At 41.4% G+C, this 18365-nt stretch carries 20 protein-coding genes; 3 read left to right on the top strand and 17 right to left on the bottom strand.

Features of this window, described 5'->3' with window-relative positions; all coding sequences use genetic code 11:
• Position 1: 1 nt before the first annotated feature.
• On the bottom strand, positions 2 to 727 hold the full coding sequence (locus tag V7O64_RS01260) for a MinD/ParA family protein (protein WP_407356225.1): 726 nt from the start codon (positions 725 to 727) through the stop codon (positions 2 to 4).
• Positions 728 to 732: 5 nt separating this feature from the next.
• Positions 733 to 1092, bottom strand: a complete 360-nt coding sequence (locus V7O64_RS01255) for a hypothetical protein (protein ID WP_407356224.1) — start codon at positions 1090 to 1092, stop codon at positions 733 to 735.
• A 219-nt stretch (positions 1093 to 1311) separates the two neighbouring features.
• Between V7O64_RS01255 and V7O64_RS01250 the strand changes: the two genes are divergently transcribed.
• Positions 1312 to 1995, top strand: a complete 684-nt coding sequence (locus V7O64_RS01250) for an RAD55 family ATPase (RefSeq protein WP_407356223.1) — start codon at positions 1312 to 1314, stop codon at positions 1993 to 1995.
• A 28-nt stretch (positions 1996 to 2023) separates the two neighbouring features.
• Here V7O64_RS01250 and V7O64_RS01245 read toward each other — a convergent pair whose 3' ends face one another.
• From V7O64_RS01245 to V7O64_RS01175, 15 genes are all read right to left on the bottom strand, one after another.
• A complete protein-coding gene (locus V7O64_RS01245) occupies positions 2024 to 2605 on the bottom strand; it encodes a hypothetical protein (RefSeq protein WP_407356222.1) in 582 nt (193 codons plus the stop codon).
• Between the two features lie 41 nt (positions 2606 to 2646).
• Positions 2647 to 3378 carry a GNAT family N-acetyltransferase gene (locus tag V7O64_RS01240; RefSeq protein ID WP_407356221.1) on the bottom strand — a complete coding sequence of 244 codons (732 nt, stop codon included), beginning with the start codon at positions 3376 to 3378 and terminating at the stop codon, positions 2647 to 2649.
• A gap of 49 nt (positions 3379 to 3427) precedes the next feature.
• Entirely contained in the window at positions 3428 to 5119 is a 1692-nt protein-coding gene (locus V7O64_RS01235; RefSeq protein WP_407356220.1) for a hypothetical protein, read from the bottom strand.
• Between the two features lie 11 nt (positions 5120 to 5130).
• Complete coding sequence (locus V7O64_RS01230) at positions 5131 to 5901, bottom strand: hypothetical protein (RefSeq protein WP_407356219.1); 771 nt, start codon at positions 5899 to 5901, stop codon at positions 5131 to 5133.
• A gap of 19 nt (positions 5902 to 5920) precedes the next feature.
• Positions 5921 to 6997, bottom strand: a complete 1077-nt coding sequence (locus V7O64_RS01225; protein ID WP_407356218.1) for an RAD55 family ATPase — start codon at positions 6995 to 6997, stop codon at positions 5921 to 5923.
• Positions 6994 to 7359 (bottom strand): hypothetical protein, encoded by a 366-nt coding sequence (locus V7O64_RS01220; RefSeq protein ID WP_407356217.1) that lies wholly within the window; start codon positions 7357 to 7359, stop codon positions 6994 to 6996. Before V7O64_RS01220 ends, V7O64_RS01225 begins: the two co-directional genes overlap by 4 nt.
• Positions 7360 to 7367: 8 nt before the next feature.
• Positions 7368 to 8282, bottom strand: a complete 915-nt coding sequence (locus V7O64_RS01215) for a hypothetical protein (RefSeq protein WP_407356216.1) — start codon at positions 8280 to 8282, stop codon at positions 7368 to 7370.
• Between the two features lie 34 nt (positions 8283 to 8316).
• Positions 8317 to 8904: a hypothetical protein gene (locus V7O64_RS01210; protein WP_407356215.1), complete on the bottom strand. Its 588-nt coding sequence runs from the start codon at positions 8902 to 8904 to the stop codon at positions 8317 to 8319.
• A gap of 290 nt (positions 8905 to 9194) precedes the next feature.
• Positions 9195 to 10073: a GNAT family N-acetyltransferase gene (locus V7O64_RS01205; protein WP_407356214.1), complete on the bottom strand. Its 879-nt coding sequence runs from the start codon at positions 10071 to 10073 to the stop codon at positions 9195 to 9197.
• 26 nt (positions 10074 to 10099) lie between these two features.
• Positions 10100 to 11179, bottom strand: coding sequence for a histone deacetylase (locus V7O64_RS01200; RefSeq protein ID WP_407356213.1), 1080 nt, complete (start codon positions 11177 to 11179; stop codon positions 10100 to 10102).
• The gene (locus V7O64_RS01195) at positions 11179 to 13239 is read right to left on the bottom strand and encodes a histone deacetylase (RefSeq protein WP_407356212.1); all 2061 of its coding nucleotides are present in this window, start codon (positions 13237 to 13239) and stop codon (positions 11179 to 11181) included. Before V7O64_RS01195 ends, V7O64_RS01200 begins: the two co-directional genes overlap by 1 nt.
• A 17-nt stretch (positions 13240 to 13256) precedes the next feature.
• The gene (locus V7O64_RS01190) at positions 13257 to 14207 is read right to left on the bottom strand and encodes a hypothetical protein (RefSeq protein WP_407356211.1); all 951 of its coding nucleotides are present in this window, start codon (positions 14205 to 14207) and stop codon (positions 13257 to 13259) included.
• Between the two features lie 38 nt (positions 14208 to 14245).
• Positions 14246 to 14986 (bottom strand): hypothetical protein, encoded by a 741-nt coding sequence (locus V7O64_RS01185; RefSeq protein WP_407356210.1) that lies wholly within the window; start codon positions 14984 to 14986, stop codon positions 14246 to 14248.
• Between the two features lie 40 nt (positions 14987 to 15026).
• Positions 15027 to 15815 carry an archaellin/type IV pilin N-terminal domain-containing protein gene (locus V7O64_RS01180; RefSeq protein ID WP_407356209.1) on the bottom strand — a complete coding sequence of 263 codons (789 nt, stop codon included), beginning with the start codon at positions 15813 to 15815 and terminating at the stop codon, positions 15027 to 15029.
• Positions 15816 to 15872: 57 nt separating this feature from the next.
• Complete coding sequence (locus V7O64_RS01175) at positions 15873 to 16631, bottom strand: archaellin/type IV pilin N-terminal domain-containing protein (protein WP_407356208.1); 759 nt, start codon at positions 16629 to 16631, stop codon at positions 15873 to 15875.
• Between the two features lie 162 nt (positions 16632 to 16793).
• Between V7O64_RS01175 and V7O64_RS01170 the strand changes: the two genes are divergently transcribed.
• Together V7O64_RS01170 and V7O64_RS01165 are read left to right on the top strand one after the other, a co-directional pair.
• The gene (locus V7O64_RS01170) at positions 16794 to 17600 is read left to right on the top strand and encodes a hypothetical protein (RefSeq protein WP_407356207.1); all 807 of its coding nucleotides are present in this window, start codon (positions 16794 to 16796) and stop codon (positions 17598 to 17600) included.
• Positions 17593 to 17955 (top strand): hypothetical protein, encoded by a 363-nt coding sequence (locus V7O64_RS01165; RefSeq protein ID WP_407356206.1) that lies wholly within the window; start codon positions 17593 to 17595, stop codon positions 17953 to 17955. The genes V7O64_RS01170 and V7O64_RS01165 overlap by 8 nt, the downstream gene beginning before the upstream one ends.
• Positions 17956 to 18365 lie beyond the last annotated feature (410 nt).

The raw sequence follows: 18365 nt of genomic DNA, 5'->3' as shown, positions 1-18365 counted from the left end.
CCTATTTGAGCAATTTTTCCGCTATCTTTTTGACCTGGATACAATATTCGCAGTCCTGATCATCTTTCATAGCTATTTTCCTTGACCACGTTTTTGCTACCGACTCATCATAGGAAATAAGCCCAAGGAGTTCAGTCCCAAGCTTATTACTGAAATCAGAAACAATTTCACTGATATCATTCTTTTTATCCCGGGGAATCCTGTTAAACAGAAGAGCTGCCTGGGTCCCAAGCCTGGCTGACATGTTTGACAGTAAATAGGTTCCTCTTATATCCTGAATATCAATAGTTGACACAATAGTTGCCTTATCAACTATGTTCATAGTCAGAAGGCTTGATTTATTAATACCCGGGCTACAATCAAAAAGGAAATGTTCTATGCCATAACTTTCCCTTATCTTTTTTATAAGGTCCAGCAGTTTTTCCTTTGCCTCACCGGGAGTGCCAAACATTGCAGAGATATCTTCTTCACAGGCTTTGGAAGGTACTACATAGACCCCTGTATCCTCATGCCTGTAAATAACCTCATCTGCCTTGCAAACACCCTGCAGGAAATCAATTAATGTCATATCGTAGCGTATATCAAAAAGAGAATGTATACCCGGACCATTGACATCAGTATCTATGATACATACCTTCTTATCCTGCCCGGCAAGCATGACACCGAGATTTCCCACAAATGTGGTTTTACCGGTACCACCCTTATAAGAATGAAAACTTAGAAGCATATAAGTCACCCGAGTAATTGATCAAGTTTATTCTCAACTTCTTCCACAGCCGACCAGTACTCGTTATTTTTCTCATCGACCTTTCTGCCTAAAGAATAATATATCTTTTTACCCACTCTTTCCCTTTCAAGCCATCCGGCCCTGTAAAGCTCATTCAGGTATTTGTTCTCTATTGAGCGATGTCGTCCTGTTATTTCACTTACTTCATCTGCAGTACAGGAATTCAGCCTTGATACTGCAAACAAAGATTTGCGTATAGAGTCCGGAACCGTGAGAAAAACAGCCATTTTATCATTGATGGAGGGAGAATTATGCGCTTCAAGTTCGGCTATACGTAACTCCAGTGATTTTAAACGCTCGTTCATATCGCTCAAATATTTCAAAATACTATTATTGTTATGCAGCTCGGACATGATGATCAACGTTAAGGAAAGTTATTTGCTATATTATATCCAATTTAATTGAACTGATAATATATAAGCTTGCTTAAACGTATTTGACAATATAGGCTATAAGTTTTTTAATCTTTTTAGATTTTCGACAAACTTATAAAATATCAAAGCATAAACAAGGAAAGAGAAAAAATGAGAACCCCATCCTATATCACAGAACTTGATAATATTCTCCAGGGGGGGTTTATAAAACCATCAGCTATCCTTGTTGCAGGTTCATGTGGGACCGGCAAGACAAGCCTGTGCATGCAATCAATATTCAATGCCGCAAAGAACGGAGAACGATGTGCTTACATCTCAATACTCTCAGAATCCGTTGATAAGATCACCCGATCATTATCGTCCTTCTCTTTTTACGATGAACAGCTGGTCAAAGAAAAAATAAAGATACTCTCCATTAACTCCGATGTTATGGCAAAGGGAGATTTTGCCATTTTTGAATATCTCAATGAGAATATACTCAAGGATAATCCTTCAAGAGTTGTCATTGATACTATAAACATCCTTGAGGACATCGAGAGCACATTTGATGAAAGACCACTGCATAAATGCGAATTAAGGGCTTTTGTACAGGATCTTTTCCATGAATTTGACGATAAGGGCATTTTGCTCATAGCAACCGGAGAGATACCCGCTTCAAGCGTGGATTCAAGTCTCTGGCCTTATATGTGTGATACTGTGATCACACTTGATATGGAAACAAATGCAGATGATCCCCACAGATATCTGGAAATATTAAAGGAAAGAGGAAGCAGTTACATAATGGGTAAACATGGATTCCACATCAACAGCAAAGGGATAGTGCTTGACCCTTAGTTAACGAAGAAAATCAGTACATATAGTCTCAAAGATGAAGGTCCAGTGACCCGAGCTCATGCTGACTGTGATTCTTTATTATATTGTTAAGTCTCATACGGACATTCTTGATCCCATCCTCATTCGTAAAATGGGAAAGAACATCTGTCAACTGGTCTATCATGAACTGGTAATCGCGTTCAGTGCCCGAATCCCTCAGTTTTTGCATTGCAGCTTCGGCCAATTCCGCAGTCCATTCTTCATTCTTATAATAGACCTTATCTTCCACCTCAAGCTTCTTTCTTGCAACCTCATTATTGACCCTGGCAAATATTAGCTCCACAGTATGTGGATCTCCCACAAACTCGTTCATGAACTGCATGATATCCATTACGACCTCAAAATAAGGGATCTCGGGATTCTCACATTCCTTGAACATCTGTGACAATTCCAGGCGTATGTTCCTTTCTGCAGGCTTTAACAGGTGGCTTGTAATATCATCTATTACTGCAGCGCACGCTTGTGCATCCATATTATTTGAGAGTTCATAGGTATTGCCCGGCAATACATTGTATCTGCCATAGTATTTTAATAAATCCTTACGCAATCGCTGAACATCTAAATTTGCCAAGATATCACCTGAATCATCATACACTTAACCGAATCCATAAATCAATCATCAAATTCTTCAAGGAACGAATACATTTCATACATCAGTTTATCATCCAGAAGATCCCTTGAATCCTCAAAAAGGATCCGAAACTCATTTAGATCCTCTCCTGATATGGACTTACCCATATTGAACCTGAACTTCAGTGCCTCATATCTGCCCACAAGTTCAGGCATGACCATCCGTGGATAATTGCCTGCCATTGTCTTTAACATGTTACGGGCACGGGGATAAGGAAGTATCAGGTAGTCCCTGTACCGGGAAGAGAGACCATTGTTACCCGGGTTTAAACCTGTGAATTTCAGTTTTTCTTTAAAGAACCGGGCAGCTCCCGGATTGTCAGGCATGGTTATCACGTTGGTTCTCAAATATTTTACAGAAACGGCAAACAACAATCGCCCTATACCCACATGCCTGTGAGAAGGATGAACCTCTATACTCCTTAGCAGGTGAACAGAATGATTCACAATGTTGGTTTTTCCCCGATACGTCCTTTCAGTTTCATCGGATATCTTTTCAAATCTGGCAAAACCAAGGAGCTTGCAATTGTCCTTAACAGCAACAAAAAGGGAATGATTAGAACTGATAGAACTTTTCAGCAGGAAGTCATAGGGCATCCCGAACTTATTGTGGAAATAATTGAAGCCCAGATTACCGGATTGCCCAATATCTATATCAAGAGCATCAACTGATCCTGCTGTTTCCAATAGACCATAACTGATGTTCCCAGCCATGTGCAATATGTTCAAACCTTCAATCAACATTTTTCTGTTATCTGATATCTTAATTTTCCTCTGGGCCGGTTACCGAATAGAATGTGTATCTCCCTTTTTTTACAGCGTTGACAATTTTTTCCTGTTCCAGGTATGACATCACAAGGGACAGCTTTTCAAAATCTATAGAAAGGCCGTTCTCATTGATCTGTTTCTCAAGCTGTTTAAGGGTCGCAGAACCAAGGATTTCCAGCTGCCCGGTAATGACATCCTCTATAGGAATATCCGAAAACCTTTTTTTCTGCGGCTCCTCTGCAATAGTGTATTCATGAAGGTTTTCCTGTATTTCAGCCAGTTCAGTCTCTATTCCCTCAGGTTTGCGCGAATTAAGCATGTTCTCTTCTAATTGTTGCTGTATTGAAGCTAGCATATCCTCAACACTGGCTTTGAAAGCTTCCATCTCACCGGATACGGCCATTATCTCTTCCCGGCTGGCTTTTGAAACAACCATTTCCTCGAATCTGGTAATATCACAAACTTCACCAAGTTCTGAAGTCTTAGGTTCAGCACCTGACAGCTCCCTGAGCTCTGTCAGAGTCTTATTTAGCTTATTTATCGCCCTGGTGTGAAGATTGACAGCCTTTGCAATGCTCTTCATCTGTTCCCTGATATCATCGATCTCCTGGAATTTAGAGCCCATCTCTTCTAACTCGTTATTCTGTAATTCAGCAATAAAACTAACATTTTCAGTAATATGAGAAAGTTCATCCCGAAATATACCGATATCAGAAATAATCGTATCAATACACCTTTCATGAGATACCACTTTTTCAATGGTATATTCCCTGCTTCCTGTTTCTACAAAAGAGCGAAAATCCTGGGAATTATAATTGGGAACATGCTGGAAAAGCATTTTGAACAATTCGACATACGTCCCATGAATCTGTTTTACAGAAACTATTTTGGAGGCTATGGCATCTGATAGTCCCCTGACAACAAAAGAATTGTCCTCAAAACGGAAAAAATCAACACCTGCACTGAACTGGCGCACACTGTCCCTGGCATCCTCCACCATCTCAGCGGAATCCCTGTCACCATATATCTCAAGCATGGCTCCATAAATATCATTTAGGGTCTTTGCATAGGTTATCTCAAGGACATCCGGAGGAACCTTTGTTGCATCCAGAGAATCGGCATTTATGGAGTCCTCTGCCTGCACAACACGTCTTAGCCTTTTGGAGAACTGGTCAAAATCCCTTTTGAGCTGCTTGAATTCTTTCTCATCTGCTCTAGCATGGATATCTTTCTTTACAGAATACAGAAGTTCTTCATTGGTATCAAGAACCTCGGTCATTCTGGACTGGATTACATTGAGCCGGTCTTCAAACGCCAATAACCTTCCTTCCAGTTCACTATCATAGCTTGCCACTCTATCCGGCTGGCATTGAACACCCTCACCCACATCCCGGATAGGATCATATGAAAGATCAGAAGGGTGATCAGTGTCTTCTGTATCTTCAGCAATCTCCATAGACCCTTTGGTTGCAAGAAACTGAGAGTTCACGTTATCTGAGCATGGTTCGTTGCTACTGTGTAAATTGTCCCCATTGTCCAGAGGAGCTGCAAACTGATCATCCGCAAGCTTGGCATGGGTCCCTGCACTAAGCCTTATCAAGGAATCTTCCTTTTTAATTGCCCTCTCTTCCAAATGGACTCTTTCTTCCTGATCATTAACATCCAGGGTATAAATCTCAGCATCCATAGCAGATCACCTTATACGAAAGATTCAAGTTTGTGTTTAATATCAGGGATCCATTCGGCTTCGCAGATATCTGCAACATAATCCCCATGCAAAGGACGTATCTGATCCCTGATGATCATTTCAACAAGCAAAGGCCACAGGTCTTCGGTCATCCACTTGGGTGATGAGGCGATCTCATTGAAAGCCATGGCAAGCACCTGTTCAACCTCACCCCGGCCCATTACACCCGTTATCTTTTCTTTGATGTCGGCAAGTATCTTCATGTTCTTTTTATATTCAGATGACTGCGTGTACATTTCATTGAATACTATCTTGGACAGTACGCGCAACTCATCCGCCACTTCAGGGGGATAAGTAGCCAGTTGATCTGCTGTCATCGGACGCTGCTCGAATATATGCTGTATCACGTTCTTTGCTATTCTTATCTTATCCATGTTCTCTGAAAGATCGACCTTCCCTGTAAAAAGAGAGATCAAAAGGGCACCACGGCCAACTGAAGAGAAGATGACAGTGCCAAAATCATATTCGATGACAGATTGCCTCAGTCCCATTGCAAGCTGCTGGCTAACATGCAGCAGGTTGTGACTGATAAGGTTGGTCAGCTCAAATATTTTAGGTCCGATACTTTCCGGTATGTAGGATGCATATATCTTGCCGTCCGCACCTGCAAACAAAAGTACGTCCACATCACTGGATTGGTGTGTCCTTTTCAGCTGCGCCACCAGAGCAAACTTCAGAAGGGAAACATCCTCAAGGTCATCCTTTGTTTTTTTAACCGACACGTCAACCTACCTCAATCGATCATTTGATCAATTCTTCCAGCTCGCTTAAACTATCGATCTCGATGAGACCATCCTCATTCCCGGATATACCGTCCTGTGTAAGATCAACCTCATCTACCTGCAGATCCTCAACTGTCAATTCCCGTATATCCAGTGACTCTTGCGGAGAACTTGCCTCTTCTTCTTTTCTTTTTTCAAGTTGTTCTTTGGTAACAGCATCATTAAGACCCTGGGATTCGAAGAATATCTGCAGCGTTTCTTTGGGAGAGAATGGATATGACCAGTTCTCCTTCACATAAACAAGACGCTCAAGCATCCTCTCATTTGCTCCAAGGTCTGCTGCAGTCCTTATGGCTTTATCGAATACATCGTCATATTTGCGCATATCCTCAGCAGATACAAGAGGAGTGGTCCTGACAACAACGCCCACACCACGGACAAATATATAGGGATAGACCTCCTCACCATGTCTTGTGGCACGCATCTTTATAATCTCAAGAGACCTGTTAAAAGCACCCCCTATAGGCCTGTAGGTCAGGTGTACAGCACCATCGGACATGTATATAGGTATAAGCACATCCTCACCGATGGTCTCACCTGGTGCAGCATGTTCTTCGGTAGTGATGAGAACAGGACCAAGCTGTTTTAAAGTGTAGAACAGCTTTGTTATTATCTCACGCTGTTCCTGTTTGTCCTGCACCGCCCAGATAAGAGGCGTCAGGGGATCTATAACAACACGGGTCTTCACGGAATAGTTCTTGTTTGCTTCCACAAGCGCCGGGAGCTGTTCATCGACAAGCTTTACGAAATCCTTGCCCTTGGAGTGGAAAAAGAAAAGCTCTTTTTCATAGTATTTATCAAGATTGAAACCCAGCATCTTTGCTTCACGCAGGATCTGTTCGGGAGGTTCTTCCATACTGATATAGAGTGCATTCTCCCCATGCTCAAGACCATAGTTCAGGTACTGCATAGCAAAAGTGGATTTACCCGTACCACTGGAACCAACTACAAGAATAGTGGTATTATCACGTACACCTCCTTCGATCACCCTGTCAAGACCCGCAATCCCGGTAGGAATCCTTTTCTCACTGCTCATAACATATCCTCCTTAAACTCGGTTTGCTCTATGTTGGCCAGGTCCCTGAACCCGGATTCTGACCCGGGGATAACCGAACCATCCTCAATAGATAGTATAAGGGACTCATGGCTGTCGAAAGGAAAACTCTTTTCGATATATACGGATTCAATGGCAGTACCCATTATCAGCATACATTCACTGACATCTATCCAGCCGGTCTCGTTTTTCTTAACAACGTTCTTCAAAAGTACATTGTTGTTATCCTGGTATATCTTTACACACTCACCCCTGTAATGTGAGTTACCTGTGATCACCCGTACATATTCACCAATAAAATGATCCTGATGATCATCCAGTGAAACTGATTCATACCCTGCCATTTACATCCCTACTGGTTCTTTTTCATTTTTGCAAGAAGTTCGGCAAAACTATCTGTCTTTTTAGCCTCTTCCTGCAGTTTTTTTGTTTCCTCCGAAACAACCGGTTCCGGAGTTACTGAACCTCCTTTTTGGTCCACCTGCACTTTTTTTGCCATCTCACCAAATGCACCGCCAAAAGTATTATGGGTTGCAGCTATCGAAGTAAGTTCTTCTTTAAGTTTCCACGGAGGATCGAATATCTTTTCCTCGACTTTCATAGTAGCTGCAAACTGCATATATGCAGTACCTATTTCTGATAAACGGCCATTATCCAGTAATTTGTATACAGTCAATGCACGTACCCTGTCCCTGAGCTCATTATCATCAACCGGTGGCCTGACACCTGAGAGGATCATCTTATCATGTTCATCCAGCATTACCTGATAGGCAGATATCGGCTGCAGGTCTACTTTGAATTTGCATACCTCATTGCCATTCTTAATACATTCTATCTCTTCGACCGAACATTCAAGTTCAAGTTCCTCCCTGAAGAACCTGTGAAGTGCATCGGTTGTGGCCACACACACTTTCTGATTGTTAAGTGCCGGGTAGAAATTGCATACCGGATTATTGGGAACAGCATAAATATAATGCATTGGTGCATAGGAGATCAATTGCATGTTGCCAAGTCCTATATCCCGGAAAAAGTCCATGTGAAAACGATAAAGTGATGTGGATCTTATAGTTTCTATGGTACTGGCTTTGAGGAATTTACGGGTCTCATTCCAGGGAACCCTGGATTTTGGAAACCTTTCACTTATGTTCTGCTGTAATTTGAGCAGTGCCCCAAAAGCACCCATGGACTGTGCAAAGCTGCCGTCTGACATGGCCGGAGGACCGCCGGCAGAATTGGTCATGAAAGGAGGAAGTCCTGGATCAGACAATTATAATACCCCCCTGAAATCTATCAGATTCATTTCACATCATCTCCTTTATCTGTTTGAGACCATATTCTGTAAGCTTTCCTGAGGTATCACACATATTCTGCTCCCTGAGGCTCTTGAAACTGTTTGCCAGTGTGTCATTGTCAACTCCTATGAAGAATACCAGTTTCTGCAGGTCATTCACACCTGTATAAAGCATGTAAAGGAGTTTCTTGTCAACATCAGAAAGTGATTGCTTTTTCGGAGGCGTGCCACACATTGGTTGCAGATATGCCTTCAATGTATTGATCACTGCTTCATTACCCGCAAGTAATGCAGTGGCAGAAGCCGTTGCTCCTTCCACCACAGTAGATGGCTGAAGATAATCGATCATAAGTATATGTGAAGTCCCGATTGTACGCTGAGCCTTCATACGAATGGAATCTGTTACCTCCCTTCCTACCATAGTAATGTTTTTCAATGGTATTGTCAACCATCCCCCACCCTCTGAGAACCATAGATTGAGATTGGTAAGATATAGAACACCCTTCTCCCAGTTATCAGAATAAAGAGAAGTGCCCATCATCACTGCTTTATAAATATAAGTCAGATCTACTTTTGCTATACCCTGCTCTTGAGCCATATGAAAAGATCCCTCATGAATAAATTATATATCTAGTATTATAATTATAACTTATATTGTAGTGACAATATTAATAGTCTTCTGTTGAACAATAAAAATAATAACTTATTCTCTTATGGAAGCAGAGCATCAGTGCATAAGACTGGCCTCAGCAACAATCTCCAAAAAAGGATCATGCAGATGAGTCTTCCCTGAATTTATGCAGACCGATCTGCCAGAAATTACCAAAAAACGGGTCCATAAGCAAATCCATAAACAGATATGCACATGCAGCACATCTATTTATTTATTTATTTATTTTTCCTGGATGGCAGGAAGTACCTTTCAGAATTACAGCTTGCACAAATGAATGCTGTTCCTTTCCTTTTACCGGTGACCTGGTATTTATGCACAAGAAAATGACCGCATTTACATGGAGACATCATTTTTTGATCACCTATGAATTTCCCGTCAAATGTTACAGGCTCCTTCAGGTCGGCCGCCCGTTTGTCTGTGAAACGGGGGAGTACATCATCCGGTATTGCAGTAGCCGGTCCTTCCTCACCACCTGCGGCTTTTTCATCAGGTAATACTTTACAAGCATCCTTTTTAGCAGCTTCAAGAGACATTTCTTTTGGAAACATCTTTATTTTACATGACCTGATATTTTCATCCAGTAAAGAAACGCCTTCGTATGACAGGGATACTTTTTTTTGCTCTTCCAGAATAAGATAACCGGGGTGATCAATTAGATTCACCGGAGAAACTGCTCCGGGTTCTGCAAAGCCTAAGGATTCAAAGAAGAGTTTGGCAGTCCTGTTTACCGGTTTTGTAATAATATGTCCCATGAGTATATCAGAGATCAGGAAAAACATATTCTTTCCAACACCTTTTCGTGCAAGATGAGGAGATACCTCGATACCACGCAATACATATACAGATTTCCCATCAGAGGAAGGAGAGCTCCACCTTTCATTCATTGACCAGCCAACAACCGTGTTACCTGATATGGCCAGCACTAAAGCTACATTAGGTCTTTTGAGCCAGCTTCTGAAATTTGAGAGATAGTCGGCCATACCAAGATATTTCCTGAAATAACTGAATTCCCCGATCTTTAACCTGTCAAGCTCAAAGGCATGCTCAAGTTTACAGAAAGCAATACCATCATCTGTTTTTGCAAGTTCGAACATTCTATCACTACACATTTAATACGGGGTTAATTACGGGGCCACAATCCCCAGTATGGTTCCAGTCTCATTTTCAGAAGGGACAGGTTATTGTTAAAATCTTTCCTGGTTTTAGCATGTCTGGAAGCAAGCAGATCGATAATATCGACGTTGTCCTTTATATTTTCAATGCCTGCCAGTGCACGCAGAACAACGGATGCGAGCAAACCAATATCATCGTGATAGCCACCTTCCAGCAAAGTTACAACTTTCCATTTACTTGCAAGTTTAAATATTATCCTATAGTAACCATCAACAGTGAGGTTAAGTTTTGCCAGAGGTTCCTTGTAGTAGGCATCAAAACCACATTCCAGTATAACTATCTGAGGATTAAACTTTGTTAGCACTTTTTCCATTACTTCATCATAGAATATCCCATACTCCGGGTTGCTGGCTTCCGGTGGCATTTCCATGTTGATACAATAACCCGGTGCCGGCCTCACACCAATTTCCCTTATGAATCCCTTATATGGGTAAAGAGTCGACTGGTCCTGGTGAACGGATATACAGAGCACTTTGTGGTCCGCTTCAAATACAGCATGTGTGCCATCAGAGGCATGTGCATCAATATTGATTATTGCCACTCTTTCAAGCCCGTAAAGATCCAGGAAATGCCTGGCAAGTATTCCTGAATTGTTGAAAATGCAGAAACCACTTGATCTATCAGGACCTGAATGATGACCTGGCGGACGTACCAGGGCAAAAGAATGTGTGCATTTACCTGTCGCCACAAGGTCCCCTGCATTGAGAACACAACCAATCGCCTGCAGGACTACTTCAAATGTCAAAGGACACACATAGACATCTTTACCCGGACTTAAACGGGGGTCCTTTGTACATGACCTTACAAATTCAACATATTCCCGGGTATGAACACGCAGAATAGCATCAAGAGGCGCAGGATCTGAACCATACATACGACAATCCATGCCATCTAAGAGATTGCTGCCCTCAAGATATTCAAGGATCTTGTTTAAACGGGAAGGATTTTCAGGACACGGATAACCATTCAACAGGGAATCATGCAGGTAGTGGTTCTTATTAAAGGTAATACCAACTTTTACCATCATCACACCCTTAGAGAAAGCACCGGACTGTTCTTTTTCGATTCCTCTACCTTTTTAAGGGTTTCTGAGAACACCTGTTTCCTCTGGTTCTGCCTGTAGCTTGAGATCTCCTGATGATCATTAACAGGGTTGGGGCGCCCGTGAAGAGAACTAAGTACACTGTGGCACAGCTGTCCGTTGAAATCATGATAGCCTCCCTCCATAATGAACACCATTGGCCCTCCAAAAACTTCACGTATCTTTGATGTCATCTGGTGATAGCCCTGAGAATCAAGTTCAAGTCCTACATTCTTTTCCTGATAATAAGCATCAAAACCACAACTGATGATCATAAATTCCGGAGAGAAATGACGGATCAGTGGAACGACAACCTCGTCAAAGGCCAGTGCATATTCATCATTACCGGCACCGGATGGCATTTCAACGTTCATGTTATAGCCCCTGCCTGCATTTTCCCCTATCTGGGTGCTAAATCCCCTGCGAGGATAAAAGGTATGCGGGTCCCTGTGCAGGGAAACGAAGAAGACGGTCGGATCTTCATAGAATATCTCCATTGTACCGTCGCCTGCATGCGCATCCCAGTCAAGTATCAATATCCTGCCCACATTCCTGCGGCTTTGCAGATGTCTTGCCAGGATTGCTGCATTGTTGAACAGACAGAAACCTCCATACTTCTGTGAACTTGCATGATGACCCGGAGGCCTTGCCAGCACAAAAGCATGTGAGAACTGACGGTCCATCAGCAGATCGCCTGCCCGGATAGCCGCACCTGCTGCCAGCCTTGCAACATCATAGGAGCCGGAGGTCATATAAGTGCTATCACCTAAAAAACCTCCCCCTGCACTTGCATAGGATTGCACGAAAGAGACATATGATGTTTCATGGACCCTTAAAAGAGCCTCCTCAGAGGCATGGTCAAATCTATCTATCAGAGTGCATGTGCCATCTGTGAAAACCCTGTGCTTTTCCAGATACCACATAGCTTTGATAATCCTCTCCGGTCTTTCATGGGTTATAATGGAAAGAGAAGAAGGATCATGGAGTGTATGGTCCTTATTATACAGAAAAGCGATCTTTGCCGGAACATCAATGTTTTCAGGAGAAACTATCGCGGGTGGCTTTGAAACCCGGCTTTCCTTTGCCCCGGCTGCAGCTAAAGATGACATTTTAGCAGAAATATCAGATGACCTGGGCGAAATGGTTTTGGATATTCTTTTAGATTCGACAGCATGGCCCTGAGCAGGTTGTTTAGTATGCTCTTTTAAAAACTGAAGGTCCGTCCCTGAATCTGTATTGTCTGTGGAAACAGTATTAGCAGCAGTTTTTATAGCCTCAGCAGTTTTTATGACCTTTGCAGTCTTTGGAATGGTGGACTTTGATCCTGCCATGGCATCTGATAGGGGATTGTTCGCAAGTCCGGATCCTGTTTCAAAACCGGTCTTTCTTACCCCCTTCAATTCAGAAGCGTCCTGTAATTCATTTGCTAATTTCTCATCCTTTTCAGTTAATTGAGTACCGGATAATGTAATATCCGCCAGGTCCGCTTTTCTGTCACCGGGAAAAGAAAGGTCAGATACTTTTTGATTTTTTTTCAGTATATCAAAGACAATCCCGGAATAATCTGCTTGTTCCACGACTTCTGCAGGAGAGTCCTTTTCCACTACCTCAATGTCGACTGATTGATATATGACATCATCAAAGACCCCGGAAAGAACATCTGCAACTTCAGGATCTATATCAGAATTATTGTCATCCCCCTTTTCCATGATGAAAGATGAGGGTTCAGCGGCTTCATTGGGCTCTTCGGTCGGATAAACCATCTGCCCGTCAGTTAAATGCTCAGCTTCATCCTTGATCTTCTTTTCAGCTTCATCCTTGCTCTTCTTTTCAGCAAGTTCCAGGCGAATCAATTCAAGAAGTGAATCCTTCTCAGAACTAACATCAATATCTTTTGTTGTATTTTCCCCATCAATGTAAGATGAAAAAGCATCATTTAGTTTTTTCATAAGATCAGAAGACATCTCTTGTGAGGAATCGCCGGTCTTTTTTTTATCTGATGACATAATCCCACCTGACATCATCATTGAACCTGAAGCCACACAGGATCAAGAACCCCGGTGTATCTTGTGCCATTGTACTCAAATACAACCGTTGGCTCTTCTATAGATGCCCAGCCTGCCAGTTTAGGAGTCATTACCCAGGTCTTTTTTGCAGTTTCACCCGGAGCAATATCACCAAAGAAGAGATTTATCTTGTCCACTTCCAGGGAATTCGCAAATTTTGCCTTGATAGCAAAATTATTGTAAGGCTGTTGTGTGAAGTTCTTTACCCAGACATCTACTCCAGTGGCCTTACCGACGCTTATCTGTTGTGAAGGAACGAAACGGACATATTGTGCAATTGCCTCTTTTTGAACAGGAACAGCACCTGAAAAATCAATAATCCTGTTATTCTCTTTTTTCTTTGCCTTGTCCTTTTTGTCCAGATACAGACCCGCACCAAGCATTGCAAAAGCAAGAACTGAAATCAAAGGGGCATTGTCTGCAATAACATCAATGGAAGTACTTTCTACCTCAATATTGACCAGCTCTGCATTTTCAAATGTCAGCACATCATTGAAGGAAACACGTGTTATGATCCAGCCCAGTTCACTGTTCTGCAACCTGAAATAGATCGGAACTACATTATTACCCCTTGTATTTCCAGAAAGGTCAAGAGTAGCCACAGAACACTCAACTTTCACTATTGCAAGATTACCGACTATTTCCTGGGAAATGATGCTGGTATCTGTAATACTTCCCGGTATTATGCCTTTGTTCTTGAATATCATTGAAATACTGGCAGGTGCAAGGAAGTCCTTGCCTTCATACAGAGAAAAAGCTAAACCCGAATCATCTTCGTTTACAGCGTTTAAAAAATCCAAAACCGTTGATTCAACCGATTCTTCCGAAGATTTGCCAATACAACCACTTTGAAAGATAGCTAATGTGAGAGCAAGGAAACAAATGATATAGAATAACTTGTGTTTCATGTGAGCACCGTAAATCAATAAATGATTAGAGAAAACTTTTATTTTGAATTATTTATTTTATTCTTTTTAATTATATATAATGCTGTTGATGCCAGTATAATCTCAATAATAACCAATAGAGGGAGGAAAAAGCTGTTTTTATAAATAGGCTTCTTCTGTATTGTGACATATGCTGCGTATTCAAATACAGGCCTGTCTTCTATCGTAAAGGAACGTATGCCACTGACTCCTTCAAGAACTACACGCCCATCCTGCACTGACTGTGAGACATCATCAAGCCCGTCATATGAGACCAATTCCATACCCAAGGGAAGAACAAATCTCATATTGTCTATGCGAGGGTGACCAAGTACCCACACGCTGTGCTTCCCTTGAGAGATTGTTGAATTTATACTATATTGCACTGTTATAATCACATTCAACTGAGAGTTATCAACCGGACCTTCTGCACCCTCAAACTGAAGATCTACAGAATCTATTTCCAAAGAGAGGGATCTATTGTCAATCAGAATATACTCTAACAATTGTGCTGTGCGGTTTAATAGATAGTTTTCCCTGAATACTCCGACCTCTAAAGCATCCACATTTCCACTAGAATCTACATCCAGCTCCTCTCTGAGGTCCAGTGCATCCTCAAGAGTGTATGTTTCATGTATCGTAAATGTTACAGAACCCTCATCCATTTCTATATTATTGCTAAACGAAACATCTGCTGAAGCTTTTGCCGTAAAACAACAGAACAATAAAACAAACAGTAAAAGGATAGTTCTTTTGCTCATATAATTCCTCATAAAATATAAAAACAGTCCTCTTATGCTCTTATGGATAGAGCTGGACTGCTTCCCTTGTACCATATGAAGATGGAGTTAAAAATGTCGCCATCGTCGTAGCACCTGATTCTGGCGTAAGTACTATTGTTACCTCAGTACGCGGCCCGATGTTAAGGCCGGAATCCTTCTGATTACCAGCTGTGTTTACCTCACCTATAGTAGAAAACGAAAGATCACTGCCTGAAACCGCAGATACATAGATAGTGGCAAGGTCTCCCGTATTCATAATAGGGTTTCCCTGGGAAAATGACATATCCTCATCCCTGATCTTCTGTACTGTAAAGAAATACTTTGCATTAGGACCAGGTGTTGCCTGTGTATCCTTCAGCAGAGCTGCTAGATTAGCACTTGCTGCAGTAGCATCCGATGAGAAATTGCTCATCCTGTAATCATGGGTCTTATCGTTGTTCGCGTAAAGCAGATCATTTGTGTTAGTCCCATCTGTGACCGTAACTACCAACTGATTGATATCTACAGGAGAACTCCCTACATTCAGGCCAACCCGTATCTTCAACAAAGAGATATTGCCCGCCATATCACTAGCATTATTCTTTGCACGAATACCTTCTATATTTTTAACTACAAGATTTGAAGAAACTTCCTGGGTTGCCTGTTTGCCAGTCGACTGAGCCTGTTGCTGAAGAATGCCGGATGTCTGGATAAGCACAGAGGCAGCTACTGCAGCAATGAGCACCATGGCAATGAATATGATAAGAGTACCTATACCCACCTGAGCCTGAGAATCAGAGAAGATCCCGGTATTTCTGTTTGTCTTCATGGAAACAACCTCCGAAAAAGAGGATGTGTAGTTTTTTACCACACACCATTGACTACATCAGGGATACAGTTGTACATTTTCTTTGACACCATATGAGGAAGGAGTAACAAATTCAGCAACTGTTGCTGCCCCAGACTCTGGTGTCAGCACAATATTCACTAATGTCCTTGGAACAAGGCTCAGATCTGAAGATGTAAGGTTGCCGCTAGTTGATCCAATAGCAGTTAGACTAGCACCATCAGAAGAAGTTGTTGAAATGTATACCAGTATAAGGTCACCTGTGTTCATGACAGGATTGCCCTGTGAGAATGACTGATCTTCATCACGAATTCTGTCTACGGTATAGAATTGTGTTGGATTACCACTATTAGTCAATAGAGCTTCCAAATTTTGCGCAGCAGTGTTGGTTGCCACAAAACCAGTCATTGGATCATATGATTTCGTATTGCCTCCATATACAAGATTGTGTGCTATTGTACCATCTGTGATAGAAATAACTACCTGGTTCACATCTACCGGAGAGCTCCCAACATTAAGACCTACCTGGAGTTTGAGCATGTCAATGGTATCTGAAAGATTGGTGCCGGTTTTTGCACGTACACCTTCTATGTTCTTAATCATCAGGTTTGATGATACTTCCTGAGTTGACTGCTTACCTGTGGCTTGTGCTTTCTGTTGCAGTATACCAGATGTCTGAATGAGTACAGCTGCCGCAACAGCCGCAACAAGCACCATTGCAATGAATATGATAAGAGTACCTATTCCCACCTGGGCCCGGGTGTCTTTTTTTAAATTAAATGCTTTATTTGCTTTCATGTACGATCCTCCTATTATCCAGATATTTTTGGATATATTAATTATATATAATAAAGATATATATAATATGTGGTTGGAAATATCAAACTACAAACATCATCTTTTAGTACTATTAGATTATTAATATATATTATCATATAAAATACTGCACGAGGTAAATAAATGAGCGCCGGGTTACTGTTAAATGCAACTATTTGTTTTGCAATAACCATATCTTCATTTGCTTTTGCATGGGTACTTGCCAAAAGCGATTCACAACATAATGATAAAAGCAGACCTGCACTCTGGTCCCTCATTGCTTTATGGTCACTTGTTGGCATGACATACCTGCCTACAACAATAAGGATGATTGCAGCGTATAATGGCAATCAGCAACTGGACCTGATTATGTATTATATAGCTTCAATTCCTTTTTCTTTTGTTGCAGTGCCATTGGTCTTTTTCATCCTGTACGTTATAGTAGGTAATCAGAAGATCAGCAGCTATATATCGCTACTTTTCACCCTGTTTGGGGCAGCCTATCTGGCATTAGTTTATTCCAGCGGAGTCATTGGCCCCACAATTACACCCATAACATCCCTTTTTACCATTAACAGCGATATAGCAATAAACATCTATCTTGTAGGACTTTTTGTGATACCTACTGCAATGATAATAGGACTGCTTTTCCTAATATTCCTGCAACGTATGCCAAAGAGAATACGCTACAGGACTGCATTGCCCCTGGTAGCCATTTCATTTGTCTTTGATTTTATGCTTACAGACATGATCACACTTGATGATGCCATGCAGCTTGCATCCAGGATCTTTGTACTAATCGGCACCGTACAGGCATTCCTTGCCTATTTCCCACCAATGACCCTGCAGGAAAAACTCGGAATAAAAAAATATGAGTACATACTCTACGAAAAAGATGATGAGATGGATTATGATGAAGACGATGTAGAGGAGAACGATATCAATGGCTGATGATATCGATGTCAAGCTTGAGCAGGAAGTTGCTGAATTTTACCAATCACTTGGCGTGTACCAGGGACCAGGAGATATACAATACAGACTTATACTCAAAGTCCTCAGTAAGAACGAAGGCAAGATTACAGAGTTTTCAGAGATACGTGAATATACAGACATGTTCGCAGATAAAGGAAGTATAGGAAGTAAAATGAAAACAATCTTCCAGCTTGAAGGCCTGGCCGAGAAAGTTAAAAGAGGAGGATACATCATTACTGATAAAGGCATAACGGCATCAAACTTCCTAAAAGATACTACAAGTTTTTATAAGAAGAATAAGAGAATGGGCGAAATAATAGAGAGAATGCCCTGAAACCAGCTAAAAGACTTTTTCACTCATATCTCTTTTGAATCTACTGCTCCTACCATATCCACTTTTGAGGCTTCCAATATCAACGTTCAAACAAGAAGACCATAGACGATAATAAGCCTTATAGATAACTTAAAGGAACTTAATTCATGAACGATCTTTTATTAATCAGCATAGCAATCAGTAAAAGTGTTTTCAGAAGATAAATACAATTTTAAAGTAAAAATAACATTGCATTGAGGTAGCGGATTAGCAATGTTTAAAAATACTAATCATAGAGGAAAATTATCTGCATACTACACCTTAATGACCGGAATGCCATTATAAGTTGTTACCACTTCAAGAATAATAGTCCCTGGAATACCTGCTTTAAGCCTCAGATAAAAAATAGCCTGCAAAGAATTTCCACTAAA

The organism is Methanolobus sp. WCC5, assembly GCF_045690325.1.
Taxonomy (GTDB): Archaea; Halobacteriota; Methanosarcinia; order Methanosarcinales; family Methanosarcinaceae; genus Methanolobus.
Note: the sequence above shows the minus strand (reverse complement) of the source record. Positions and strands in the feature narration are given on the sequence as shown.